Annotated in this window: 22 protein-coding genes; 7 read left to right on the forward strand and 15 right to left on the reverse strand. The window is 58.9% G+C overall.

Annotation, left to right across the window (positions count from 1 at the left end):
* Positions 1 to 112 precede the first annotated feature (112 nt).
* Both H6G62_RS01455 and tpiA read left to right on the forward strand, forming a co-directional pair.
* The gene (locus tag H6G62_RS01455) at positions 113 to 886 is read left to right on the forward strand and encodes a DUF4886 domain-containing protein (protein WP_190492327.1); all 774 of its coding nucleotides are present in this window, start codon (positions 113 to 115) and stop codon (positions 884 to 886) included.
* A 112-nt stretch (positions 887 to 998) separates the two neighbouring features.
* Positions 999 to 1733 (forward strand): triose-phosphate isomerase, encoded by a 735-nt coding sequence (gene tpiA / locus H6G62_RS01460; RefSeq protein WP_190492328.1) that lies wholly within the window; start codon positions 999 to 1001, stop codon positions 1731 to 1733.
* Between the two features lie 160 nt (positions 1734 to 1893).
* Here the strand turns inward: tpiA and pstB are convergent, their stop codons facing one another.
* From pstB to H6G62_RS01490, 6 genes are all read right to left on the reverse strand, one after another.
* A complete protein-coding gene (pstB, locus tag H6G62_RS01465; protein WP_190492329.1) occupies positions 1894 to 2715 on the reverse strand; it encodes a phosphate ABC transporter ATP-binding protein PstB in 822 nt (273 codons plus the stop codon).
* Between the two features lie 57 nt (positions 2716 to 2772).
* Positions 2773 to 3705, reverse strand: coding sequence for a phosphate ABC transporter permease PstA (gene pstA, locus H6G62_RS01470; RefSeq protein ID WP_190492330.1), 933 nt, complete (start codon positions 3703 to 3705; stop codon positions 2773 to 2775).
* A complete protein-coding gene (pstC, locus tag H6G62_RS01475) occupies positions 3705 to 4640 on the reverse strand; it encodes a phosphate ABC transporter permease subunit PstC (RefSeq protein WP_190492331.1) in 936 nt (311 codons plus the stop codon). The genes pstA and pstC overlap by 1 nt, the downstream gene beginning before the upstream one ends.
* Before the next feature lie 147 nt (positions 4641 to 4787).
* The gene (locus tag H6G62_RS01480; protein WP_190492332.1) at positions 4788 to 5831 is read right to left on the reverse strand and encodes a PstS family phosphate ABC transporter substrate-binding protein; all 1044 of its coding nucleotides are present in this window, start codon (positions 5829 to 5831) and stop codon (positions 4788 to 4790) included.
* Between the two features lie 983 nt (positions 5832 to 6814).
* Positions 6815 to 7978, reverse strand: a complete 1164-nt coding sequence (locus H6G62_RS01485) for a cysteine desulfurase family protein (protein ID WP_190492333.1) — start codon at positions 7976 to 7978, stop codon at positions 6815 to 6817.
* Positions 7979 to 8148: 170 nt separating this feature from the next.
* A complete protein-coding gene (locus H6G62_RS01490) occupies positions 8149 to 8631 on the reverse strand; it encodes a DUF309 domain-containing protein (RefSeq protein ID WP_190492334.1) in 483 nt (160 codons plus the stop codon).
* A gap of 111 nt (positions 8632 to 8742) precedes the next feature.
* Between H6G62_RS01490 and glmM the strand changes: the two genes are divergently transcribed.
* Entirely contained in the window at positions 8743 to 10206 is a 1464-nt protein-coding gene (gene glmM, locus H6G62_RS01495; RefSeq protein ID WP_190492335.1) for a phosphoglucosamine mutase, read from the forward strand.
* 247 nt (positions 10207 to 10453) lie between these two features.
* Positions 10454 to 11416 (forward strand): ribonuclease Z, encoded by a 963-nt coding sequence (locus tag H6G62_RS01500; protein ID WP_190492336.1) that lies wholly within the window; start codon positions 10454 to 10456, stop codon positions 11414 to 11416.
* Here the strand turns inward: H6G62_RS01500 and H6G62_RS01505 are convergent.
* Complete coding sequence (locus H6G62_RS01505) at positions 11365 to 11859, reverse strand: hypothetical protein (RefSeq protein ID WP_190492337.1); 495 nt, start codon at positions 11857 to 11859, stop codon at positions 11365 to 11367. The genes H6G62_RS01500 and H6G62_RS01505 overlap by 52 nt on opposite strands.
* A gap of 259 nt (positions 11860 to 12118) precedes the next feature.
* Between H6G62_RS01505 and H6G62_RS01510 the strand changes: the two genes are divergently transcribed.
* Positions 12119 to 13246, forward strand: a complete 1128-nt coding sequence (locus H6G62_RS01510) for an ElyC/SanA/YdcF family protein (RefSeq protein WP_190492338.1) — start codon at positions 12119 to 12121, stop codon at positions 13244 to 13246.
* Here H6G62_RS01510 and H6G62_RS01515 read toward each other — a convergent pair.
* Both H6G62_RS01515 and H6G62_RS01520 read right to left on the reverse strand, forming a co-directional pair.
* Positions 13243 to 13473: a hypothetical protein gene (locus H6G62_RS01515; RefSeq protein ID WP_190492339.1), complete on the reverse strand. Its 231-nt coding sequence runs from the start codon at positions 13471 to 13473 to the stop codon at positions 13243 to 13245. The two genes, H6G62_RS01510 and H6G62_RS01515, sit on opposite strands and share 4 nt — an antisense overlap.
* Positions 13474 to 13580: 107 nt before the next feature.
* Positions 13581 to 14519 (reverse strand): ABC transporter ATP-binding protein, encoded by a 939-nt coding sequence (locus H6G62_RS01520; protein WP_190492340.1) that lies wholly within the window; start codon positions 14517 to 14519, stop codon positions 13581 to 13583.
* A 173-nt stretch (positions 14520 to 14692) separates the two neighbouring features.
* On the opposite strand from H6G62_RS01520, the gene H6G62_RS01525 reads away from it, so the two are divergent.
* A complete protein-coding gene (locus H6G62_RS01525) occupies positions 14693 to 15082 on the forward strand; it encodes a nuclear transport factor 2 family protein (RefSeq protein WP_190492341.1) in 390 nt (129 codons plus the stop codon).
* 5 nt (positions 15083 to 15087) lie between these two features.
* On the opposite strand, the gene H6G62_RS01530 is transcribed toward H6G62_RS01525, so the two are convergent.
* Both H6G62_RS01530 and murQ read right to left on the reverse strand, forming a co-directional pair.
* The gene (locus H6G62_RS01530) at positions 15088 to 15558 is read right to left on the reverse strand and encodes a gas vesicle protein K (RefSeq protein ID WP_190492342.1); all 471 of its coding nucleotides are present in this window, start codon (positions 15556 to 15558) and stop codon (positions 15088 to 15090) included.
* 54 nt (positions 15559 to 15612) lie between these two features.
* On the reverse strand, positions 15613 to 16551 hold the full coding sequence (murQ, locus tag H6G62_RS01535) for an N-acetylmuramic acid 6-phosphate etherase (protein ID WP_190492343.1): 939 nt from the start codon (positions 16549 to 16551) through the stop codon (positions 15613 to 15615).
* Between the two features lie 148 nt (positions 16552 to 16699).
* On the opposite strand from murQ, the gene H6G62_RS01540 reads away from it, so the two are divergent.
* Positions 16700 to 17269: a CPBP family glutamic-type intramembrane protease gene (locus H6G62_RS01540; RefSeq protein WP_190492344.1), complete on the forward strand. Its 570-nt coding sequence runs from the start codon at positions 16700 to 16702 to the stop codon at positions 17267 to 17269.
* A 418-nt stretch (positions 17270 to 17687) separates the two neighbouring features.
* On the opposite strand, the gene H6G62_RS01545 is transcribed toward H6G62_RS01540, so the two are convergent.
* The 4 genes from H6G62_RS01545 to drmA all read right to left on the reverse strand — a co-directional run bounded on the left by H6G62_RS01545 (position 17688) and on the right by drmA (position 24810).
* Positions 17688 to 18311: a hypothetical protein gene (locus H6G62_RS01545; protein ID WP_190492345.1), complete on the reverse strand. Its 624-nt coding sequence runs from the start codon at positions 18309 to 18311 to the stop codon at positions 17688 to 17690.
* Between the two features lie 387 nt (positions 18312 to 18698).
* A complete protein-coding gene (drmC, locus tag H6G62_RS01550; protein ID WP_190492346.1) occupies positions 18699 to 19499 on the reverse strand; it encodes a DISARM system phospholipase D-like protein DrmC in 801 nt (266 codons plus the stop codon).
* Positions 19499 to 21412 (reverse strand): DUF1998 domain-containing protein, encoded by a 1914-nt coding sequence (locus tag H6G62_RS01555; protein WP_190492347.1) that lies wholly within the window; start codon positions 21410 to 21412, stop codon positions 19499 to 19501. Before H6G62_RS01555 ends, drmC begins: the two co-directional genes overlap by 1 nt.
* Positions 21409 to 24810: a DISARM system helicase DrmA gene (drmA, locus tag H6G62_RS01560; protein ID WP_190492348.1), complete on the reverse strand. Its 3402-nt coding sequence runs from the start codon at positions 24808 to 24810 to the stop codon at positions 21409 to 21411. The genes H6G62_RS01555 and drmA overlap by 4 nt, the downstream gene beginning before the upstream one ends.
* Between the last annotated feature and the right edge of the window lie 88 nt (positions 24811 to 24898).

Genomic DNA, 24898 nt, shown 5'->3' on the forward strand with positions numbered 1-24898 from the left:
TATTCAAAGTCCCTCTCCCAAGGCGGGAGAGGGATTTAGGGTGAGGGCAGAAGGTTCGTAAATTGGGCGATGCTTAACGCTCAAGACATTCCACTTAACCCAGGACTGGGCTATGGCTGACCGACATCACCACGGTAGGGCAATAGCCCAGTTTTGTATGTTGGCGATCCTGGTGGCCCTTGTTACCGTGGCCTGCCAGTTTCAGCGACCCCAGGCCGAACCCACCATTACCCTGCCGCCCCCCACCGAAGGCCCGATTCGGGTGTTGTTTGTGGGCAACAGTTTGACCTTCTACAACGACGGCATCAACTATCACCTCAGTGGCTTTACCCGCACCTTCCAAACGGGCAGCGTCAGCCAACCCAACTACTCCTGGCAAGACCACTGGAACAGCCCCGACACCCTACGAGCCATCCGCGAGGGCGGGTGGACTCATGTCGTGTTGCAGGAGCAAAGCCAGCTCCCGGTGATCAACCCGTCCTTTTCCGCAGACTTTGCCGAAAAACTCAGCGGCGAAATTCGCCAAAGCGGCGCAGAACCCATCCTAATGATGACCTGGGAACGACAGGATAGCCTGGATAAAGGTGTCACCACCCGCAACCTATGGAACGCCTACAGCGCCCTCGGCCAAACCCTGGGGGTTTACGTCGTCCCCGTCGGGCTTGCCTTTGAACGCGCCCAGCGCAGCCGCCCGGATCTGGTACTGGCCGAGAGCGATGCCCACCCCACCGTCTACGGCACCTACCTCGCCGCCTGTGTGATCTATGGATTTCTGATGCAGGTCAGCCCCGTTGGCCTGGTCTACCGCCCAGCCGACATGTCAGCGGAGGATGCCGCTTTCCTCCAGCAAACCGCCTCTGAAATCCTCGGTTTACGGGATCGCTGAGGACGAAGCGAATCCCTACCCCCTCGATGTTCAGGAATTTGATCTAGGGTGCCTTTCTTAGTAGGATGCAATGATGCGAGTTCATAGACAAACCCTTTAATCCTGAGACACCGTGCGAAAAATTATTCTTGCTGGCAACTGGAAAATGTACAAAACCCAGGCGGAGACCCTGGAGTTTCTGAAGCAGTTCTTAGGGCAGCTCAACGAAACCCCTGAGGATCGCAGTGTGGTGCTCTGTGCGCCCTTCACCGCCCTCAGTGCCCTGTCTAAGAGCCTACACGGAGCCAGAATTAAGGTCGGTGCCCAGAATATCCACTGGGAAGACGAAGGAGCCTACACCGGGGAAATTTCTGGCGATATGCTGCGGGAACTGGGGGTGCGCTACGTGATCGTGGGCCACAGCGAACGCCGTCAGTATTTTGGCGAAACCGACGCAACCGTTAACCTACGCCTGAAGCAAGCCCAAAAATGCGGCCTCATCCCCATCCTCTGCGTGGGCGAAACCAAACAGCAGCGCGATGCCGGAGAAACCGAGGCCGTGATTGCCACCCAGCTTGAAAAAGACTTGGTCGATGTCGATCAAAATAATCTGGTGATCGCCTACGAACCGATCTGGGCCATCGGCACGGGCGACACCTGCGAAGCCGAAGAAGCCAACCGTGTCATCGGCGAAATTCGCAAATTGTTGACCAACCCCAACGTCACCATCCAGTACGGCGGTTCCGTTAAACCCAACAACGTGGATGAACTAATGGCCCAACCCGAAATTGACGGTGCCCTGGTCGGCGGAGCCAGCCTAGAACCCGACAGCTTCGCCCGCATCGTCAACTTCCAGCCCATGGCCTAGGTCGTAGCCGCATCGCTAGCAGCTACGGGTGGTTGTCAAGGGAAGAAACCGGGCTGCTGTGACCGACAAAAAAGCCCCTGCCACACCCCATCTCCTAGGGGAACAGGCGGCAGGGGCAACGAATTGCGTTGAAGGAGGAACGAAACTGGGGAGGAAACCGTTAGCCGAATCGGCCCTGCACGTAGTCGCGGGTGGCGTCTTCGCGAGGGTCGGAGAAGATTTTTTCGGTGTCGTCGTATTCCACTAGGTAGCCCACTTTGCCGCCGGATTCGGTGGCCTCGGCGTTGAAGAAGGCGGTTTTGTCGGAAATTCGCAGGGCCTGCTGCATGTTGTGGGTGACGATGACGATGGTGTAGAACTTCTCCAGTTCCCGCATCAGTTCCTCAATTTTGAGGGTGGAGATGGGGTCGAGGGCGGAGCAGGGTTCGTCCATCAAAATCACCTCTGGCTCGATGGCGATGGCACGGGCGATGCAGAGGCGCTGCTGTTGGCCCCCGGAGAGGGAGAGACCACTGTCCTTCAGTTTGTCCTTCACTTCGTCCCAGAGGGCGGCGGATTTAAGGGAGCGCTCCACCAGTTCGTCGTAGTCGCCCTGGTAACCGTTGATGCGGGCGGCGAAGGTGATGTTTTCGTAAATCGATTTGGGGAAGGGGTTGGGCTTTTGGAACACCATACCAATGCGGCGGCGCACGTAGACCGGATCTACATCAGGGCCATAGAGGTCGCTGCCGTGCATGGTAATTTTGCCGTCCACCCGTGCCCCTGGGATCAGGTCATTGGTGCGGTTGAAGCAGCGCAGTAGGGTACTTTTGCCGCAGCCGGAGGGGCCAATGAAGGCGGTGATTTCGTTTTTGAAAATATCCAGGCTGACATCGCGCACGGCCAGGGAAGAGCCGTAGTAGACGTTGACGTTTTTGGCCCGCAGGGTAGCTTCTTCAACGGGGGTATCAAGCCCAGACTGACTGATGGATTCTGACATCATGGCGACCAAATTTCTACAGTTAGACGTCGTGGGTTCTCTCAGGGGTGGGAAACGGCCCTACTTTTGGAAGCGGTTACGCAGGTAAATGGCTAGGGAGTTCATCGTCAGCAAAATCACCATCAGCACGATGATGGCCCCGGCAGATAGGGCGTGGAAGGCGGGCTGAGGCCGAGATACCCAGTTGAAAATTTGGATGGGCAGCACCGTAAAGGGGCTTTGTAACCCGCGCAGGGAGAGTTCTGGTAGGAAGGGAATGTAGGTCAAGGCTCCGATGGTGATCAGCGGTGCCGTTTCGCCAATGGCGCGGGATAGGGCCAAAATTACCCCCGTCAAAATGCCGGGAAAGGCCAGGGGCAGAATGTGGGCACGTACCACCTGCCAACGGGTGGCCCCCAGGGCAAAGCCCGCCTGCCGCAGACTGTTGGGGATCGCCCGTAGAGATTCGCGGGTGGCGATGATCACAATGGGTAGCACCAGCAGAGATAGGGTGAGCGCCCCAGACAGAATGCTGCGCCCCTGGGTGATGGGGAACATCAACCGCACAAACACCTGGAGACCGAGCAGACCGTAGATAATCGAGGGTACCCCGGCCAAGTTGGAGATGTTGATCTCAATGGCCTTCGCAAACCAGGTATCGGAGACAAATTCCTCTAGGAAAAGGCCCGCCCCGACGCCAATGGGGAAGGTAAACAGAGCCACGAGTACCATGACCCAAATGGTGCCCACCAGGGCCGATACCAAGCCCGCTTCTTCGGGCCGTCGGGAGGGATAGCTGGTGAGGAAGTTCCAGTTAATGACGGGGAGACCGTCGATCAGCACGTCGATCAGCAGAATGGCCAGCACCGCCAGGGAGAAAATCACTGCGGCCAGGGAGAGGTACTTCACCACCTGGTCAATCAGCTTGCGGCGGCTAAGGGCGCTAAGGGCGGTTTCCTGGTCGATGTCCCAGCCCTTGTCCATTTTCGTGGGTTGAGGCGACAGAGAGGTCATTATTCGTAGGTCTCCCTATACTTACGCACGTACCAGAAGCTGAAGATGTTGAAGACGAGGGTAACGAGGAACAGCGTCATCCCCACCGCAAAGATAGATTTGTAGGCCAAGGACCCCGCCGGGGTGTCGCCCAAGCTGACCTGCACAATGTAGGCGGTCATGGTCATGATCGGTACGAAGGGGTTGAGGGTGAGATTGGGGTTTTGCCCTGCGGCTAGGGACACAATCATGGTTTCCCCCACCGCCCGCGAAATCGCTAGGATGACCGAGGCCACAATCCCCGACAAGGCCGCTGGCAGTACCACCCCAAAGATGGTTTCCCGCTTGGTGAGGCCGAGGGCGTAGGATCCGCTCCGCAGGGAATCCGGCACGGCGTAGATGGCATCCTCACTGAGGGAAGCCACCAGCGGCGTGATGGAAATGCCCAACACAATCCCGGCACTAAGACCGTTGAAGCCGGAAAGACCCGGAACAAAAAGCTGCAAAAATGGCGTGACCAACAGCAGGGCAAAGTAGCCAAACACCACCGACGGCACCCCCGCCAAAATCTCTAGGGCAGGCTTGAGGACGCGGCGCAGCTTCGGCGAGGCATACTCACTGAGGTAGATGGCCGATAGCAGCCCCAGGGGCAGGGCCACGACGATGGCAATGATCGAGGTGAGGAAGGTGGCGCTGAGCAGTACAAAAATGCCGAACTGCGGGTTAGAAAACAGCGGCGTCCACTGCTTATCGGTCAAAAAATTCCAGAGGGGGACTTCTTTAAAGAATTCAACGGCCTCGAACAATAGCGACAGCACAATGCCGATGGTGGTAGCCACCGAGATAAAGGCAAACACACCAAACAGCGCCACAATGGCCCGCTGGCTCCACTTGCTCAAGGCTCGGTTTGGCTTCCACAGGTCAGACTGGCCTGTGGGCGGAAGGTTGGTAGTCATCGCGTCATCTCTTGGCGATAGGGAAAGGTAGAGATAGGCGGCTAGGCCAATGCAAAAGGGGTCAGCGCGATACAACACTGACCCCTTTCACACCAATAAACGCTAGCCGTTTAGGTTGGCACTAGAGGTCGTCACGAAGAACAACGACTAGAGCAGATCCACTAGGCTCTTGCCCACAGCAGAGCCGCCCTCAAACACCGAACCCGTGACCGCATTGGCGGCCCGCTCTTGTACCTTGGCATTGATGTCGGCGGGCAGGGGCACATAGCCCACTTCTTCAATGAGGGAGGCGTTGGCCATATCTAGGTAGAAGTCCACAAAGGCTTGAACAGCGGGGTTTTCCGCCAGAGAGGTGGTCTTCACGTAGATGAACTCAGGCCGAGAGAGGGGAGAGTAGCTACCGTCGGCGATGGTTTCGGGGCTGGGAGCCACGCAGCCCGTGCCGCCATCGATTTCCACCAGCTTCAGACGGTCGGAGTTTTCCACGTAGTAGGCGAAGCCAAAGAAGCCCAGGCCATTGGGATCGGTGGATACACCCTGCACGATCACGTTGTCGTCTTCGCTAGCAGTGTAGTCACCCCGGCTTTCGCCGTCAGCGCCAATCGCTTCCATGAAGAAGTCGTAGGTACCGGAGTCGGTACCAGGGCCAAACAGACCAAGGGGCTGATCGGGGAAGTCGGCTCGAATCTGGTTCCAGTTGGTGACGGTGCCCTGGGCAGCGGGTTCCCACATGGTCTTCAGTTCGTCGGTGGTGAGGCACTGGGCGAACTCGTTGTCGGGGTGTACCACTACAGAGAGACCATCAAAGGAGATGGGCAGTTCAATGAATTCGATGCCAGCCGCTTTACACAGGTCGATTTCTTCCTGCTTGATGGGGCGAGAGGCACCGCTGATGTCGGTTTCGCCCGCGCAGAATTTCTTGAAGCCGCCGCCCGTACCGGAAACGCCCACGGTGACCGCCACGCCCGGATTGGCCTTACCAAATTCCTCGGCCATGGCCTCGGAGATGGGGAACACGGTACTGGAGCCATCCACCAGCACAGACCCAGTGAGGTCAGAACCGCCCGCTGCTGTGGTGGTATCGGTAGCGCCACCCCCGGTTTGGGTGCCGCCACCACAGGCCACCAGACCCAACACACCTGCTAATAGCAGACCAGAACGACCAACGGAAAATAAACGATTGGACAACATAGCTTCCTCAGTTTCACCTAAAACACAATACAAACAGACAAACTTAGGGCTGTCTTGAACGCAGGGAAGCAGTTCCTAGGCTAAATTAACGATGATGGCCTATTTCAAAAGCCAATCACATCCTAGTATCCTGCTTTTGCTCAGCCAAATATAACACTGATCGTCTTCAAGTTTAAGCCATGCCTATCACGCCGATCTCCATCCGTGTCTGATCTATCTCTACTCAACGGAATTTAACTAGCGCTTAGTATGGAGGCTTAAGAACCTCCTTAAATCAAGCACCCATCTCTTTCACAGACGTAAGACCATTCCACAACATTCAGAAAATGCTCGATTTGGTCATCCTTAAGCACCAATGAGAATGCCATTTAGCATTCTTTAAGATATTCTTAAAATCAGATAGGTGCCTTGAATTTTGCGAACCAAAGGAACACCCTAAAGACAAACATTAATCCTTAGCGATTTCCCCTTTGATAGCTCAACCAAAACCTAGTTCAGCCTTACACAACAGACTGCGGCTGGGTCAAACGGCCTACGGTTTACAGGGGGTATGCTACCCCGGTCGTGTTAATAACTGTTTGAGTTCACATTAACGAAATCTTGGCTTCTGGTTAAGTCGAGGTTAAAAAGGCCAAGTTATGAGCGTAGGTTGGATGCAGCCAAACAGAACCCAACACCTACCGAGGCGTTAGGGCTGTTTGGGTTCTGCGATCACGCCACCCAACCTCATACCAAATCCGAGTTGGACAATCCCGATTCCTAGCCCAGTAAACCGTAGGGGCGAGGTCTCCTCGCCCGCTGATACCGGGGGCAAATAAGCCGGATTCAGTATCAGCAGATCACAAACATGCTCTTTTGCCATGATCCAGCCCTCACCCCCAGCCCCTCTCCCTCCTGGGAGCCGGAAGCCTTTCAACGTTCTGGGAGAGGGATTTGGGGTGAGGTCTGCGGGGACTTTGCGATCTACCCAACCTAGGCGGTCTCTAAACCTGGGTCAGAAGGGCGTCTAGGGATCGGGTGATCACCTGTTTCAGGACAAGGGCCACCCAGTCAATATCTTCGGGGGTGGTGTGGCGGCCTAGGCTGAGCCGAATGCCGCATTTGGCCGCTGCATCGCTGTAGCCCATGGCCGTGAGGATGGGGCTGGGGGTGAGGGTGCCGCTATTGCAGGCCGACCCAGCGCTAATGCCAATGCCCGCTAGGTTCATTTGGCGTACTAGGGTTTTGCCGCTCACGTGATCCCCATCGCCGCTAGTTAGGCAAAAACTTGCGTGGTGGGGCAGGCGGTGGTCTAAATCTCCCGTGGGCACTAGGCCGGGAACATCCGCCAGGGCGGCAAACAGGCGATCCCGTAGGGCCGTCAGCCGTTGACATTCCTGGGCCAGGTCTTGGCGGGCCAAGGTTGCGGCTACGCCAAATCCAGCAATGTTAGGAAGTGCTTGGGTGCCCGGCCGCAGTTTGTATTCCTGGCCCCCACCCCCCAGGAGCGGCTGCAACGATATCCCAGGCCGCACGTACAGTGCCCCCACCCCCTGGGGGCCATAGATCTTGTGGCTGGAGAGGGAAAGCAAATCCACGGGTAGGGTTTGCACATCCAGGGGCAGGCGTCCGGCCACCTGAACGGCATCGGTGTGGAAAATGGCCCCGTGGTCGCGGGCGATTTGGCCCAGTTGGGCGATAGGTTGCAGGGTGCCCACCTCACTTTGGCCGTAGATGATCGACACCAGTACCGTGTTGCTACGCAGGGCACGACGCAGCACCTCTGGGTGCACCCGCCCCCGGCGATCCACAGGCAAGCGAGTGACCTGCCAGCCCTGGGTTTCGAGGAATTCAGTGGGCTTGGCGATGGCGGAATGTTCCACCGAGGAAATGATCAAGTGTTGGGGCTGATCAAAGGTGTGGGCAACGCCCAACAGGGCCAGGTTATCGGCCTCGGTGCCGCCAGCGGTGAAAATCATCGAGTCTAGGCTGGCGTTGATGAGATCCGCCACCTGGGCACGGGCCTGTTCTAGGACGGTGGCGGATCGGTTACCCCACTGGTGCAGGCTGGAGGGATTGCCCCACTGTTCCGTCATCACCGACTGCATGGCGGCGATCACCTCCGGGCGCGGCGGCGTGGTGGCACTGTAGTCTAAGTAAATTTGCATCGCCCCATCCTCTCCCGCATCGGCCTCCTCTGGGGATCACCCCCATCGCCTATCCTAGCAGGGCGCTCATGTAAACTTTCGTACCACTCCATGCCATCGTCGTTGACAGGGGGCATACTTTGTCATCCCTGTCGGAGGTGCGTTCTCCCAAGCTGTGGATGCTGGATGTCCTAGGCTGCGGTGGGTTCTGTCATCCCAATCACAGGGACGGGAAGTGTCATCGACTGATCGGCCACCGTAACGACCTGGGGCATCCCCGTTTGTTGGGTTTGAGCCAAGCTCTGAGCCAGATCCGCCACTCGGTCGATTCCGGTGTGTTGCAGCGCCACCAGCCACGCCCAACCCAGATCCACTAAATCGGCCACGGCGACGCCGCCATAGCTGGGTTCAAAGGGGCGCAAACGGTTGACGCCTTCACCTAACAAAATCGTGGCTCCGCGCCAGTTTTGGTTGCCCAGGTGATACAGCCCCACGGCAACTTGCAAAATGCCCTGATAAAACGGTTTTTCCATGGATTCTGCTTCCATCCAGATTGCTTCTAGCACATCGTGGCAGTCGTAATATTGACCCTGGTTAAACAGGGCAATGCCTGCGGTCAGGGAGACCTCAGGACAGGGTTCGGCAGGGGGATCTGGGGTGATGAAATCCGGCATAGATAACGAGGGAAATCTGGTATGGACAAGGGAACTGGCACAGGGCGCTAGTTTCATCCTAAGACAGAGGTGATATTCTCCATTCTGAGTGTGTGTGATGAGGAAACGATTATGGTAAGTTCTCCGGTTCGGCCTACGGGAAGTGCTCCCGTTGGGCAGCGAGAGCGTTCCCAAGATTTTGCGGGGGCATTGGTGGGTTTACAACTGCCCAACACCCCCCTGTTTGGTACCGACGGCATTCGCGGCAAGGCAGGGGATTTGCTGACGGCTCCCCTGGCGATGGAGGTGGGCTATTGGGCGGGGCAGGTGCTCCGTAGCCAAGGGAAGGCCCACGGCCCCATCATCGTCGGTCAAGATTCTCGCAACTCTGGGCATATGCTGGCCACGGCCCTCTCGGCGGGGCTGACCTCGGCGGGGCTGGATGTGTGGCATTTGGGGCTGTGTCCCACCCCCACGGTGGCCTACCTGGCCGAATCCTGCGATGCCATCGGCGGCATTATGGTTTCCGCTAGCCACAACCCCCCAGAGGATAACGGCATCAAATTCTTCGGTGGCGACGGCACCAAGCTCAGCAGCACCCTCCAGGCCACCATTGAAGCGGCCCTGCGCGGCCACACCGAAGGGCTGAACCAAGCCCCCAGTCCCGGTTGGGGGCAATGCTACTATCGGCCCGAACTGGTGAACCGCTACATTAGTTTTCTGCAAGAACCGCTGCTACCTAACCTGGATCTGCGCGGCATGAAGGTGGTGCTAGACCTGGCCTGGGGCTCCGCGACGCGCTTGGCCGAACAGGTCTTCCAAGCCACCGGGGCCGAGGTGGTGATCCTCCACGGCAGTCCCGACGGCAACCAAATTAACGTCCACTGCGGATCCACCCACCTAGAGCCCATTAAAGCCGCCGTCAAAGCCCACGGAGCCGATCTCGGATTTGCCTTCGATGGCGATGCCGACCGGGTGATGGCCATCGACGCCGAGGGCCGCGTGGTGGATGGCGACTATATCCTCTACCTCTGGGGCCAGCACCTGCAAGCCCAAAACCGCCTGCCCGACAACACCATCATTTCCACGGTAATGGCCAACCTGGGCTTTGAGCGGGCCTGGGAAAAACTGGGCGGCACCCTGGTACGGACTAAGGTGGGCGACCAGTACGTCCATGCCGAAATGGTGAACCGAGGGGCCAAACTGGGCGGCGAACAGTCCGGCCACATCCTCTGCCACCACTACAGCCTCACGGGCGACGGCATCCTCACCGCCCTGCATCTCGCCTCCCTGGTGCAACATCTGGGCGGTTCCCTCTCGGCGTTGATTGACCAAAGCTTCCAAACCTATCCCCAGCGCCTGCAAAACATCCGCGTCACCGACCGGGAACGGCGGATGAACTGGCAAGACTGCGACCCCGTGCAGCGGGCCATCGCCGAGGCCGAAGCCGCCATGGGCTCCGAAGGCCGTGTCCTCGTGCGTCCCTCCGGTACCGAGCCCGTGATTCGCGTCATGGTGGAAGCCATCCAGCAAGACCTAGTGGATCACTGGACGGACTATATTTCTGGCACCGTCTCGCGCTACCTCGCCACCTAGGCCACGACCCAAATCAACCCTCTATTCAGCCGCTATCCCAGGGTTCTTCAAGTGCCCTAGGATAGCGACCCAGGGACGACTGCTTCGCGTTTCCCGAACTGGGATCAAGGTTAACTTCAGTTCGGGTTAAGCTCAGCGGCCTGATGCCCTGAAAGCCCACCCTGATGGGAAGTAAGCTAAACCTCGGTACGGGAAGGATGGGGTTGTGACAAGATAGGGGAGTAGTTGTCGATGGCGTGGACGACCCGTGCAAATTACGTTTTTGGGGACGAGTTCTGGGGTACCCACCCGATCCCGCAATGTGTCGAGTGTGGCGCTGCGGTTGCCCCAGCGGGCGGAGGTGTGGCTGTTTGACTGTGGCGAGGGCACCCAGCATCAGTTTTTGCGCAGTGAGTTCAAATCCAGCCAAATTCGCCGCATTTTCATCACCCACATGCACGGCGACCATATTTTTGGCCTGATGGGACTGTTGGCCAGTTGCGGACTGGCGGGCAATCGGCAGCAGCGCATTGATATCTATGGCCCCAAGCCCCTGAACGACTATCTGCAAGCCTGTCGCCGCTATTCCCAAACCCACTTCACCCTGCCGATTAAAATCCATGCCGTGGAGCCTGGTCTGGTGTTTGAGGATGAGGAGTTTCGGGTGGTGTGTAATCGCCTGGAGCACCGGGTACCCGCCTATGGCTATCGAGTGGAGGAACGGGATCGTCCGGGTCGGTTTGACGTGGAACGGGCCAAGGCGTTGGGGATTCCCTCTGGGCCGATCTACGGACAGCTCAAGCAGGGCAAACGGGTCACGCTGGAGGATGGTCGGGTGATCAACGGAGCCGACCTCTGCGGGCCAGACCTGGTGGGGCGAAAGCTGGTCTACTGCACCGACACCATTTACTGCGACCGAGCGGTGGATCTAGCCCAGGGGGCGGATGTGTTGATCCACGAAGCCACCTTTGCCCACCAGGACGCTGATCTGGCCTACCAACGACTGCACTCCACCTCCACCATGGCGGCCCAAGTGGCCCTAGGAGCCCAGGTGCAGCAGTTGATCATGACCCACTTCAGCCCCCGCTATGCTCCGGGCAACAGCATCCAACTCTCGGATTTGTTGGCGGAAGCCAGGGCGATTTTTCCCAACACCCTCATGGCCCAAGACTTTTTAATTCACGACATCTTACGCCAGGAGGAAAAAACGTTGGTGTCCTCCGCTTCGTAGGAGCAGCGGGGCAACAGGGGTGGTTGTTCCGCCACCTGTTCTAGGCGATCCTGAAGGTCGCTGAGGTGTTGTTCCTCATCCACCGCAGGGCGCGGCATGGGCACCTCCGTGTTGGGCCAAGTGTGGAGATCGTGGCAGGGACAGGGGCAGGTATTCAGGCCCAAAATGGGAATGGCGACGGGCATCTCGCAGCGGGCACAGGCGGCAATGTCCCAGGCGGGAGTGAGCATCGTGGCAATGCTTTGGGTGGTGCCCTGGAGGTAGCAGCCCTGGCCACTAGTCACCATAATTTGATGCCAGCAATTCTCAAAGGATTGGCTATAGCCGCCCTTGTAGTAGATCGGCGACGGCAGGCATTCCCCCCGATCCTCCGCCAGCACCACGGGCTTGCCCAACTGAAACCAGTGGGCCAAAAATTCCCTCACTTGATCCTGGGTAGCCATAATCCTCCTGCGTAGTGCGCCCCAGGCCATCCAGTCAGACGCTATAGTTGTCCTTCGATCCTAATGAATTTATCCCCCACCCCAGGGCCGAACCGTTGATTCTTTGGGAAGTCTCTAGATTTACACCCATACCCCGATGGCTCAGCCCCGCCCTTGATCCTGACGGGCCAAGGCGCTTCAAAACCTTGAATCCTCAGTATTATCAGGGAGGCATTGCCCATCCCCAAACGCCTGAGCATGGATTGAGCATGGATTGAGCATGGATATTTTGAATTTGCTCACCCGATTATTGCTGTGGCTAGCCATTGGCTACGGCCTGTGGTGGGCTGTGAAAAAACTCATCCCGGAAAAGTTTCTCACCTGGCTGGGCGGGGCCATTATTTTAGTGCTGGTGGCGGCGGCATTTCTGGACCCCAACGACCGCACCGTGGGCACCTTTTGGCAGATGATTGCCCTGCCGCTCACGCCCCTAGGGGCCACAATTACCATGCTGGTGTTGTCCCTCACCAAGGGGTTGAAGAAGGTGGAGGGCAAACTGGTGGTGGCCGCCCTAGCGGTGTTGTGGGTGAGCAGTACGCCCCTGGTGGCGCGGGGGCTCTCGGTGCAGGCGGAGGAGTCGGTGCAGCGGGCCTACGATAATCAGCGAATGCTCTGTAGCAGCAATTTTTGTGCCGTGGCCGATGCCCTGCCTGTGCAGTTGGCGAGGGCCATGGTGATTGTGGGCGACAATGCCGATGCCTTTCAGGTGTCCAATACCCTGCCTAGCCAGAGCGATTCCGATGTGCCCCTAGACCCGATTTTGGTGTCGCGCCTGAACAGTGCTGCCGATGTCTATGGCCGGGTGGCGGTGGCCAATCCCCTAGTGACGGTGACCGCCGGGGCCAGGGATACCAACAGCGACCTTGGCCAGCAGTTGAACCAGTCGATCCGGCAACGGTTGATCAATCGCGGCATTCCCGATGCCAGCATTCGCATCATCAACAGCGGCATGGATATTCGCGGCACCGTGGAAGACCAAAAAAGCTTTTTGGCCGACCAACAGATCTTTACCCCCCTGGCGCGAGGCGAACGCCGCAACGAACGCGACAACCGCACCGCCAGTCGGGTGGTGTTGGTCACCCCAGCCTTGACGATGCGCCGAGCCGCCCTCGCCTTTGAAAATGACGGCCTGCAAGTGGTGGCTTGGCCCACGGAGCTCTATGGGGTCCCCCGCAGCGATGCCGACGGTACCCTGGCCCGCTTTGCCGATCTGGTGCCCAATGTGGGGGCGTTGCGCGTTACCACTCGCTACTGGGAGGAACTCCTGTCCTCCCTGTACTATTATCTGCGCGGCTGGTTGCCCCCCTTCAGTATGCGGTGGGACGAAGTGGTGGAAACCCTAGACTAGCCCTCCACTTGGTAGGCGGCGGGGCCGTGGATGAACTCGGAGAGGTCGGACACCACGCCATCGCTGGAGGCTAGGGGAACAACGGGCCGGATCGACACGGGTTCTTCGATGGGGGCGGGGGCCATCATGTCGCTGGGCAAAAAGATGCGAGCGCTGACCGCTAGCATGGCCACGGCGAAAATTAGCACAATCAGCAGGGGCGCAATGTAGGACCGAAAGAACGACATAGGGTTAACGGGGGGAGGAAATTATGAAGGGATGTAACCGCTGTTCTCATCTTATACGGAAATCCTGCCGGAAACCCAGGGCCGTGATTGGCCTCAAGTCCCTGTTCCTAACCCACGGAGGACAGCATTTCGGGGGGGATGGGCTGATCGTCGGTGGGCTGCCGGGTTACCTCTAGGTAGACGTGCTCTAGCTTGACGGGGTGGCGAGCGATGGATTCTAGGGGCACCCCATCAAAGCGGGCGATCAGTTCCTTGAGGTCGGGCTGGTCGGGCACCCAAAAGGCCAGTTCGCCGCCATAGTAGCGGTGGGCATAGCCCAATTGCTGGCCCCGCCGCAGGGCACTGTCGGGGTCGGGGGTGTCGAGGGTGACAATTTCGTGGGCTGGAATGGTCTGTCGTAGGGCTTCTAGGCTTCCCTCGGCCACAATTTGCCCCTGGCGCAGGATGCCAATGCGTTGGCAAAGCCGCTCCACCTCATCGAACAAATGGCTGGTGAGCAGCACCGTCACCCCCATGTCCTTCAGTTGGCGAATCAGTTGCCAGACCTCTTGGCGGGCTTCGATGTCTAGTCCGGTGGTGGGTTCGTCCAAAATCACCAGTTGGGGTTTGTGGAGCATGGCGGCGGCAAGGCTGAGGCGGCGTTGCATCCCCCCGCTGAGACGCTCCACCGGGGTGTGGCGTTTGTCTAGCAAATTCACCGACTCTAGACAAACCTCAATGCGTCGTTGGCATTCCTGGCGAGACAGGCCGTAGAGCCGCCCTAGGAAGGCCAAATTATCCCGGCAGGAGAGGCTGGTGTAGAGCAGGTTGCTCTGGGGCACGATGCCGATCTGGCGCTTGGTACGGGCATTGGCGGGTTGGCCATTCAGGTAAACGGCCCCGGCATCGGCCTTCAGCAGCCCACAGATGATGTTGATGGTGGTGGTTTTTCCGGCCCCGTTTGGCCCCAGCAAGCCATAGACCTCCCCCGGCTCTAGGGCCAAGCTCAACTGTTGCAGGACGGGCTTCGATCCATAGGATTTACAGAGGTTGTCTAGGGTCAACATAGGAAGCGGTTTCAGCGATAGGAGGCAGGGAGAGGGCTAGGGGAATCGGCCCTTGGGCCTAGCGGTTGGGGAACCGTAGTTTGGGCCACCGTGGTGGTTAGACCCCAGTGTGGTTAGCTATGCTCAAGATGGGAGAGCGAGAAAAGCCCTTGTATCTTATCAGTGAGACTCCTATGGCTGGTGATCGGGAATTGGTTTTAGCCGCCAATCAGGCGTTCTACCGCTGTTTTGAAAAAAAAGACCTGGAAGCGATGGAGGCGATCTGGTCGAAGGGCATGGGCTGTCTCTGCATCCATCCAGGCCGCGACGCCCTGAAAGGCTGGGAGGAGATTCGCGACGCCTGGGCCAGGATTTTCTCCAACACCAGCTATCTAGAAATTGACACTGACATTCTCACGGTGGAGGTCAGCGGCGACCTGGCCTACGTAGTGCTGGTGGAAAATGTGCTGCAAATTAGCCAAGGCCGACGGCTCCAGGCTCGATCCATGGCCACCAACGGCTTTGAGCGTATGGCCGGACGTTGGTATATGATCCACCACCACGGCAGCCCCGTGGTAGATTAGGGCGGCTACATCGGCTGGGAGGTGAGCACCAGCCGCAGTTTGGCGTGAATGAGATTGAGTTGGGCCATGCCCAGTTCCACGTTGCCCTCCACCACCACTCCCGTATCCAGCAGGCGATCCAAAAGCTCCAAAATGGTTGGGCTTTGGGAGGTTTCCCCTGGATAGTAGTGGCCCGCCCTGGGTAAGAGGGTGCCAATTTCCCCCAGGTCGATGTTGAGATCCGCCGGATCTACCTCAAAAATGTCGCAGAGGCGCACCACCTGTTCCTCTAGCTTGGTTAGGCTTTCCGAGGCCCGATCCAGGTCGTCATCACTGAGGTCGCCCCCCTCCATGCGGCGGATCACCTGGGCTTCCATCAGTTGGCGCACCAGCTCAATCACCGTCAGCAACAGCGGTGCCAACCCCGCATCCGGCTTGGACGGGGGCTGGAGGGCAATTTCGGTTAAGGGAGTGGGTTCGAGGGAATCGGCAGTCATAGCCCCAGTTTACGCGATGCCCAGAATACTCCACCCAGGTTAGTCGATCCTGGGTCACGACCCCTCAGCGGCGGCGAGGGCAGGTCTGAGTTGCCCCTGGTGGGCGGTAAGCTGGGCTTGGGCGGTGTCGGCGTCCAGGTGGCCGAGGTGCATCATCAGGGCCAGTTTTACCTGTTGGCCGCTGCGGTCGAGTAATTCGGCGGCGGCGGCGCGATCTAGGTCAGTGAGGTCGCAGAGAATCCGCAGAGCGCGATCTCGGAGTTTGCTATTGGTGACGGCCACATCCACCATGCGGTTGCCGTAGACCTTGCCCAGGCGCACCATGGCCCCAGTGGAGAGAATATTCAGGGCCATTTTGGTGACGGTGCCTGCCTTGAGTCGGGTAGACCCCGCCAGCAGTTCTGGCCCCACCAGAAGGCGAATGTCGATATCCACCTCGGCGGGCACTTGGTCGGCGGGCACACAGGCGATAAAGACCGTCTTGGCCCCTCGCTGACGGGCGGCGTGGAGGGCACCTTTAACGTAGGGCGTGGTGCCTCCGGCGGTGATGCCCACCACCACATCCAGGGCGTTGACCTGGCGATCCGCCATGGCGGCTTCCCCGTCCTCAAAAATATCTTCTAGCCCTTCAGAACTGCGGATCAAGGCCGCAGGGCCACCCGCTAAAATACCCTGCACGAGATCTGGTGGGGTGCAAAAGGTGGGTGGACATTCCGCCGCATCCAACACCCCCAACCGCCCGCTGGTGCCCGCCCCAATGTAGAATAACCGACCCCCCTGGCGCAGGGCGGTGGTAATGGTAGCGATAGCCTGGGCTAGGGGTTCGCGGGCCGCTGCAATGGCCTCCAGGGTACGCTGATCCTCCTGGTTAAACAAATCTACCAGTTCCAGCGGGCTGAGTTGATCCAACTGGGCGCTGCGGGGGTTGGCCTGTTCGGTGAGCAAGTGCCCCCGGTCGTCAGGGTGGTTAGCGGCAGAAGCGGGGATAGACATCGGGCCAAGGGCTAGAAAAGACCGTAGGAGTACCGTTATGAGTCTAAAACGTTGGGGGGCAGATTCAACGGCAGGATGATTACCATGGGCTTAGACCGATTCGCCCACCCCAGCTTTGCCAGTCCCCTGAGTTACCTTTGAATTACCTTTGAATTACCTACGCCTGCGCCTTTACATTGCCCTTCGCATTAGCGCCCACCGGGTCTGGATGGCCGTCAAAACTCGCCCCCGCTGGTCGGATTGGGCCTTGGCGGCAGGGCTGCTCTTGGCCTTCAGCCTGCTGGTCTTGCCCCTAGGACTATGGAGCCAGTGGCTCACCCCGGAGGTGGCGCTCCCCTGGGGGCAGGGCTGGCGGCTGGCGGGGCGCGTCTTGATCATTCCAGCCCTCACCGAGGAAGGCTTTTGGCGGGTGCTGATGCTGCCCCACAAAACGGAAATCCTCTCCCCCAAGAAGCGCTGGCTAGTGGCCCTACCCATGCTGGGCCTGTTTGTGCTGATGCATGTGCTCAGCAGCCTAACCCTCTATCCCCAGGGCTTTCCCACCTTTGTAACGCCCCTGTTTCTCTTTGCGGCCACGCTGCTGGGGCTGATCTGCACCCTGGCCTACTGGGCCTCTGGGTCGGGCTGGGTGCCCGTGGCCATGCACTGGCTGGTGGTGTTTGTGTGGCTGATGTTTTTGGGCGGCTACAACCAGCTCGGTCTGGGCCTCTTTCCATAACCGCCTGTAGGGTGAAGTGTCAGGCAATCACCGTTACGGTTTGACCCCAGCGATATCACCACCGCCTGGGTGTAGGTGATGTTATGGTTTTTCTTCCTTGCCGTGGGTTGAGCCATCCGTTGATCAACCGTACCTAGCTATGGAACTGGCCTAATCCGTTTAGGGGCATATTTTCGGCAATGGCATCATGGGGAATCAGCACATAGCGCCAGGGCTTACCCCCGTGCGGCTGCCTATAAGTCGCTCAATTTCCTCGGCACCCCACGATATTTTACGCCATCTCATGAACGCTAAAGATCTCAAGCAAGCTGATTTAGAACCATGAATTACTTCTAGGGGATTAGTCTCTGAAATTGTGAATAGCAAGCGAACTATCAGCAAAACCCAAACCAAAATTTTAGGCTCATTTTTACATGTGTCACCCGCATTGTTTATTTAAATTCTGCTCACACATCCGAAAGAACTCCCGCAATAGCCCCAACAGAATGGGTAACTCACCAATGCCATAAAGTAGGGACTCAGACACCACCCCATTCCGATTCAATCGGTAGAACTTCCATCCTTCCCCATTGGTGACAATGCCGTAGATCGTAAAATCCTGTCCCAATTCTTGATTAATCCACTGGCAGGCTTTCATCTCTACCAAGCACTGTGCCGTACCCTGTTCAAAGTCATCCTTTTTGGCCTCAATCACACAGGCAAAGGGAGCCTCTAGATAGGCCCGTCGCTCGGCAATGAGATAGTCGGCATTACCACAGACCGTTTCTCCTTCCAGGTAAGCTCCTTTCCAAATCTTGAGCCGATTAAAGCCCTCTAACCCCTCCTCACAAATGGCATCAATGAGCAGAGTCTTAGACACCTCTAAACTTTCGAGGTCAAACCGTTGCAGACGTTCTAGCCGCTGACGAAAAAAATCACTCAGGGGCACAGGGTCAGCCTTTAAGTCCCAGCGGGTTAACTCTGTCACGCCTAAATGCTTAAACGCTTCCCGATAGGTAAAGCTAGAAAACGGTTTCTTGCGCTGTTGGGTGGCTTGGGTCATGGGACTGGCTAGGGGTTGAGGTTACATCTAATTATGGGCGGTTCGTCTGTGGTTAACCTCAGTTCGGGTTAAGCTCAGTAGTCCGATGCCCCGGAAGCCCTCACCCCCCCGCCCCCTCTCCCACGGGGAGAGGGGGAGCTAGAGCTTCAAAGTCCCTCTCCCTTGGGGAGAGGGATTTAGGGTGAGGGCCAGCGTCGTTGCCAGAAGCGGGTTTCTAGCGATTGAAGCCTTTGGCTTATCCCGAACTCAGGTTATGACAGGGTTCGGGTTGTGAGCTTACACCCGAATTACACCCAAAGTCTCAGCTTCAGGCCTTCGACATGCTGTGCCGCCCCTCTGCCCCAGTGAAAATAACGGCTTCACTTTCTTCAATCTAGGTTCGATGCCTCAGAGTCCCGGAATACGTTGGAGTAGACCACGGCTGACTAGCATTTCAAACTGGGAGCGAATGGCGCGGGCAACGACGCGATCACGCATCAGTACCCCAGCCTCGATGTTGCGTTCGTGGGCCGCTTCAGTGAAGTTGGCGGAGGTGATCAGTAACCGCTCCTCATCAACCACCACGCATTTGGCATGGAGGCAGGCGTTGGACTCGGCGGTCATGAGCATGGTGCGGGGGTCGTGGAACACTTCGGGTAGGCGTTGTCCGGGCCAGACATGGTAGCGAAAGGTTTCGGCGAACTGTCGCAGCAGGATGGAGGCTGGGGTGCGGTCTTGGTACTTGCGTTTGACGTTGAGGAACATTCTGACCTGAAGGTCGGGATTGGCCTCCATGCGCTGGGCCAGGGGGCGAAAGAGATCGTAGCCTTTAGCGCCCTGATCGATGGCAAAGCTGGAGATCAGCACGCTATGTTGGGCGCTGCTAAACAGTTCGCGCACCACAATGCCCGTGTCTCGGCTTTCGGTGCCGGGGACTTCTGGCCCCGTCCACACCAGATCGACTAGGTCTTGTTTGGCTTGGGATGTAGCCCGCTCTTCGGCCAGCACCGTGAGCAGGTAGGCCAGGGGTCTGGGGGCCATGCCCTGCTGGTGCAGGTGGTTGATTTCCTGAACGACAGCGACTAAATCGGGTTCAGGCACGTAGGCCCACAGAGAGACCGTGGAAACCGGAAGGCTGAGTCTGCCTGCCTCTAGAGCCTCGGCCATGCCCACGAGGGCGGGGCGACTGATCTGCACCAGAGGAGACATCAGAACACCTCATCGGGAAAGAACTCGGCCCCCAGCCTTTCAACGGTACTGGTGACCAGGGCGCGATCCAGCATTTCGTTGCGCCGTTCGCAGGAGGTTTCGGCAATCAGTAGGCAACCGTGGCAGGCGGCTCCTTGCAGAAAGCGGTCTTCCTGGACGCTGTCGGGCTTGTGCTGGGCACAGACCGGGTCGTTGGAGCAGAGCCGCCCTTGCTCTAGCGCCTTGCTGAGGTGGTATTCAATGCGTCTACCGACCTCGACCAGACCGCCCAGAGTACCTTCTGAGCCGGAGGTACCCGTGTGGAGCAGAATGCCGTAGCCGATGTCGGGGAAGGCATAGATGCGTTCGCGGATGGCGCTAGAGGCATAGCCACATTCTAGGGAGACGGCGGTGATTAGCAGGTGGGAGAGGGAATGGAGCATGATGTAGGCTTCGCCGGGGAAGGTGGCTTTGTCTTGGGGGATACCCCGGTTCTCGGCCCATTGACTAAAGCCCCGATTGAGAAGCTTGGCTCGGTCAATCACGGCTTGCCGTTGCAGCCAGCGTTCAACCTGTTCTTTTTGGAAGCCAATGAACACCCCCTCCCCCAGATTTTCAATGGCCGGGAACCAGGTGGGTTCAAAATCCAGCGCGGCCCGACGGACGCCAATGGCGAGGTCGTCGATTTCGCCGTCAATGTTGGTTTGGGCGGCCTCGAAGCGGGTGAAGCCAATCAGGGCCAGCACCTCCCGCAGGCGATGTACCAGAACAACTTTATCGATGAAGGGCTGCCACTTAGGTGCCAGCAAACTGGGGTTGCGGGTATACCCCTCAAAGATCTGGTCGCTGGCGGGGGCTTCTCTCCCCCGTTCGTCGGGGCAGGCCAGCAGGGCTTCCAGTTCCACCTGTTTAATGCTTTTGTCGGGGGCGGCAAGATCGTCTTTGCGGCGTTGAATTTCGGCCCAGACGGCCTCGGCCCCAAACTCCACCAAGTCGGCAAATTTGGCCTTCCGTAGCTCTTTGGTAACATCGGCTAGGTCTTCGGTGTATTGCAGGTCTTCTTCATAGAAGCGATCTACGGCCTGCTTCAGGGCCGCATCCTGGTCGGGCATGGAGATGACGCTGAGGATTTGGCTGAAGTAGGCATTGCTGGCGGATCGCACCAGCAGTCGATTGTACTCAGGCTGGTCGGTGGCAATAATTTCGCCAGTATCGTCGATGCGGTGGCGGCGGCAGGATTCTTTGCCTCGGGGGCCGAGCCAGGGGCGGTGGCCTTCACAGGCTCCCAGCACCTTAGAGTCGGTAACTTTGGCCTGGGAGAGGGGGCGTAGGCTGCCGCACTGTTCGCAACGCACAAAGATTTCCTCAAAGTCGTTGCCAGACCCGGCCTCATCCAGCCAAAGCTGCCCCCGGCACTTGGCCTGGAAGTCGTTGTGGACAAAGGCGTTCCAGTTAATGTCGCTGAGGTGGCCATGGGTGCAAGCCTGCACAAACCGCACGGGCACCGCCTGCACAGACTTGCCCTCAAACCGGGCTCCTCCCTTCACGGTGCTCCAGGAAATGAGGGGTCGGGTGCGGTAGGTTTTGCCCGCCCGATCAAGGGTGCGGTCGATCTGGGCCAGAAACCAGGTGGGAAACACCAGGGCATCCACGCCGCTGAGGGGCGCTTTGGGGTCGCTGGTTTTGCTGGGCGGGCCAAAGAGCTTGATGTCGTGGCCATCGGGTAGATCGAGGCTTTTGGCCACCTTGTACTTGAGGCGGTCTTCTCGGATGTAGGGCTTGTCCCCCTTCCAGTAGCTCAGGCCCGAGATAATCACTGACCGGGCGGGCAGATCGACCATCGATCCGGGGCCGAAGGTGGTGAGCATCTGGCTCTGGCGCAGTTCGCCGCTGGCTTTTTTGGCCTTATTGGCAGTCTTGTTGGGTTGGCTCATTCGTCGTCTCCGGCTACATCTTCCATGGTGTGCGGGTCTCGAATCCACAGGTTGACGGTGGCTTCTACATCGCGCAGGCTGCGCTGGGTTTTGAACTTTTGCTCATCGGCAGGGCGTTTCTCGGCGGCCATGTCCAGGGCATCGACCAGCAGAGCGGGGGCCAGGTCGGCCTCTTTTTGGTATTGCAGCCGGGTTTCGCGGGTCAAAATCCGCTCCCAGGTGTCGAGCAGATCGGTGACTTGGGCACGCACCCTCACCCGCAGGTCATTGGCCGTTTCGCCATCCATACCAGGACTATGGCCCTCGGCCCGACGGGCAATGGCGCTGACTACGGCCTCCACCGCCGCCCGTTGGTCGGTGAGGTTAGAGGCTCCCATCGGACGGGTCATCTCGGGTACGCCCAATCGAGCCAGCGCAACGGTGACCCCGGCCAACCCCCGATCCAGGGCACGGGGAGAGAAGGGGGTAACGCTGGTCGCTTCCACCGCCCGGTAGAAGCTGTTGTGCCAGCTCTGAAACCGCTCGTAGTGGGATCGATCCCGGGGGCGGTGAAGGTTCATCAGCGTCACCACCAAACCGGGCTTATTCTGGGCGCGACCCACCCGGCTGGTGGCCTGGATGTACTCGGCGGCGGTTTTGGGTTGTCCCAACACCACCATCAGGCCCAGGCGCACGATGTCGAGGCCGACGGAAATCATGTTGGTGGCCAGGGCCACATCGACCCGGTCGTTTTCGTGGAACGGCGTGGAGAGGCGGCGCTTGGTGTTGGCGATTTTATGGGTACTCACCCGCGAGGTCAGTTCCTCCGGCATTTCGTCAATTTTGCGACTACAGAAGGGGCCGATGGGTTCGCCCTGCCGCAGTCGGTCGCTGTACTGGGTCAGGCGCGAGTTCACCTCATCTTCTACAATGCGGCGGCTGCCCCCCAGTTCCCGCAGGGAGTTGAAGTAGCCCATTAGGGTCATGTAGGGGTCGGCGGGGTTGTCTTTGTTGCGTTTACCCCCGGCTTCCTCCCACTGTTTTTGGGCAGCGGCCAGCAGCGCCAAATACACCCGCAGCAAAATCACCTTCAGGCTGCGGCCCTGGGCGGCGACCCCCACATAGAGCCTACCGGGACTGGCAAAATCGGTTTTGGCAAAGAAGGAATCGTGGCGATTGGGGCCAGGGGGCGGAAAGATATCCACATGGTGACGGCCAAAGATGGCCTGAATCTGGCGGCTGGCTCTCCGCACCGTGGCCGTAGAGGCAATCACCTTGGGGCGGATAGTGTGGCCATCCACTTCGCGACTGCACAGGGTATCAATCGCGGTTTCGTACAGCCCCACCATGGTGCCTAGGGGGCCAGAGATCAGGTGTAGCTCGTCCTGAATGATCAGGTCTGGCGGGGGCAGATAGCCCTCCAAGGGGCGACCCGCGATGGTGGGATCCCCAGGGCTGTAGAAGCCGTCGCCCTCTTGATAGTGGGTGACGCGACCAAACAAGGCCCCCGTTTGGCCCACCCAGGGCAGGGCCGCAAACTTATCCACCGTGGCGATGATGAAGCAGGGCAGACGACGGTAGATCGGCTCATCCACCGCCAGAATCGGTAGGGGGTTGCGGCTACGGAAGTCGCAGCCCCGGTTAACGCAGGCCACCTTGAGGGTCTTGGGGGCATCTTCGGTGGGCAAGAGCTGGAAGGAATTGGTGGTGAAGCCTTCGCCGCACCAGGGGCAGCGCTCTAGGGGGATGGGGGAGGGCTTACTTTTGCTGTCGCGCTTAAAGGCCAGGGTGCGTTCCCTTGCCGAATACTCATCTTTGTCGCCGCGTTTGCCCATGCGGTTAGGGGTGGCCCCCTGTCCTACCCAGAGGCCAATTTCAAAGGGCCAGGTGCCCAGTTTGTCGGGCGCTTTTTGGCGCTCTAGCTCTAGGGCGCAGATTAGCCGCGAGGCCCGCTCTAGCTGGTCGAGGGTGAGCAGGCGCAGGGTATAGCGCATCAGCACACTCATGCCCGCCGCCGGGATACCGGGATGGGTGAGCCGCCGCAACACCAGGGTAAACGCCGCCAGCCCCAGGTAGGCTTCGGTTTTGCCGCCCCCGGTGGGAAAAAACAGCAGGTCTACCACCTCACGATCCCTATGACGCGGATCGGCTAACCCCGCCAGGTTGACCAAAATAAACGCCAACTGGAACGGTCGCCAGGTGGGTTCGGCAAAGCTCTCCGGGGGCTGACCCTCCTCTTGGCTAAGCTGGCGGCGACGGGCGGCGGCGATCACCCGATTGGCCACCTGAAACGCCTCTAGCACCTGGGGGTTTTCTAACGCCTTCAGACCCGCTTCGATGCGGTTGCAGACTCCACTGGCGCGATCCAGCAAATTTCGGGCCACATCAGCGGCCTCCTGGGGGCTCATCGCCATGGCCCGCTGGGTGGCAATCCAGGCGCGATACTCCGTCACCAGTGACCCCACCATGCCGCGAATGGTGGCCGCATCGGCAGCCAAGGCCAGGGCTTCCATGCCGAGTTGTACGCCTTTGGGGGCGGTGGGGGCCACCCTGGGCACCTCAGCGATGGGTATCCAGGTGGTGCAGACCTCGGTGCAGCGGCGGCCCTGGGGATCGAGGGCCAGGGCTGAGACATTGTGGCCCACGGCAAATTCGTAGTCATCACGGTACTGGAGAGCGGCCACCGCCTCGTCCCAGTCATCGGTGCTGACGCCGCGAGGGTCGGGCCGGGGCACAAATCCCTCGGTGCAGCGTAGGCGGAGGCAGGTCTGAAAGGCAAAGGTGGCATCGCGCTCCCCGGAGGCCACCTGACGATAGTTGACCAAAAACACCGATATCGCCTTGGTGCCGAAGGGGAAACGGTCATCCGGCACGGGGCGGCAAGTCACCACCACATTCAAGCCGCTACCGCCGGGAATGTCGATAGCAACGGGCTCTGGGCTTTCTTCAACGGGGACGCTCAGGATGGTCTGCTGGGGCACCCGCTGCCAATATTCTGATTTTTTCTTGCGCTTAGATTGGCCCTGACCTTCTTCAGACTCCTCCTCTGGGGGGTCGAGGGGGATGTAGTCGCCCCAGGAAACGTGGGCCTCCAGGGTGGTGGTTTTGCCCGAGAGCAGGCAGCTCAACCCCATCGACGAGGGAAACAGCGCCTTCCGAGCCGCAGGTTTGTCGGGGTTTTTGCTGTCTTCGCCCGCGTCGCTAGCCGTCACTTCTTCGGGCAAATCATCGTCGGCATCGTCGTCGGAACGCAGGTCGGACGGTGCGCCAAAGGGGGCCAAAAACCCGGTCAGATACCACTTGGAAGGAGCCTGCCGGATAATCTCTTCGGCGTGGGCGGCATCGTCGGGGGTGGGGCCAACCAAATCGAGGTTGAGGGCATCCACCAGGGTGGCACGAACTTCGGCGGAGGCAGTCATGGCGTCAGAATCCTAAGTAATAAAGCGTCGGGGTTTCACCTCACCCTAAATCCCTCTCCCCGTAGGAGAGGGACTTTGAAAAACTTCC

This window comes from Phormidium sp. FACHB-1136, assembly GCF_014697375.1.
GTDB lineage: Bacteria > Cyanobacteriota > Cyanobacteriia > Phormidesmidales > Phormidesmidaceae > Nodosilinea.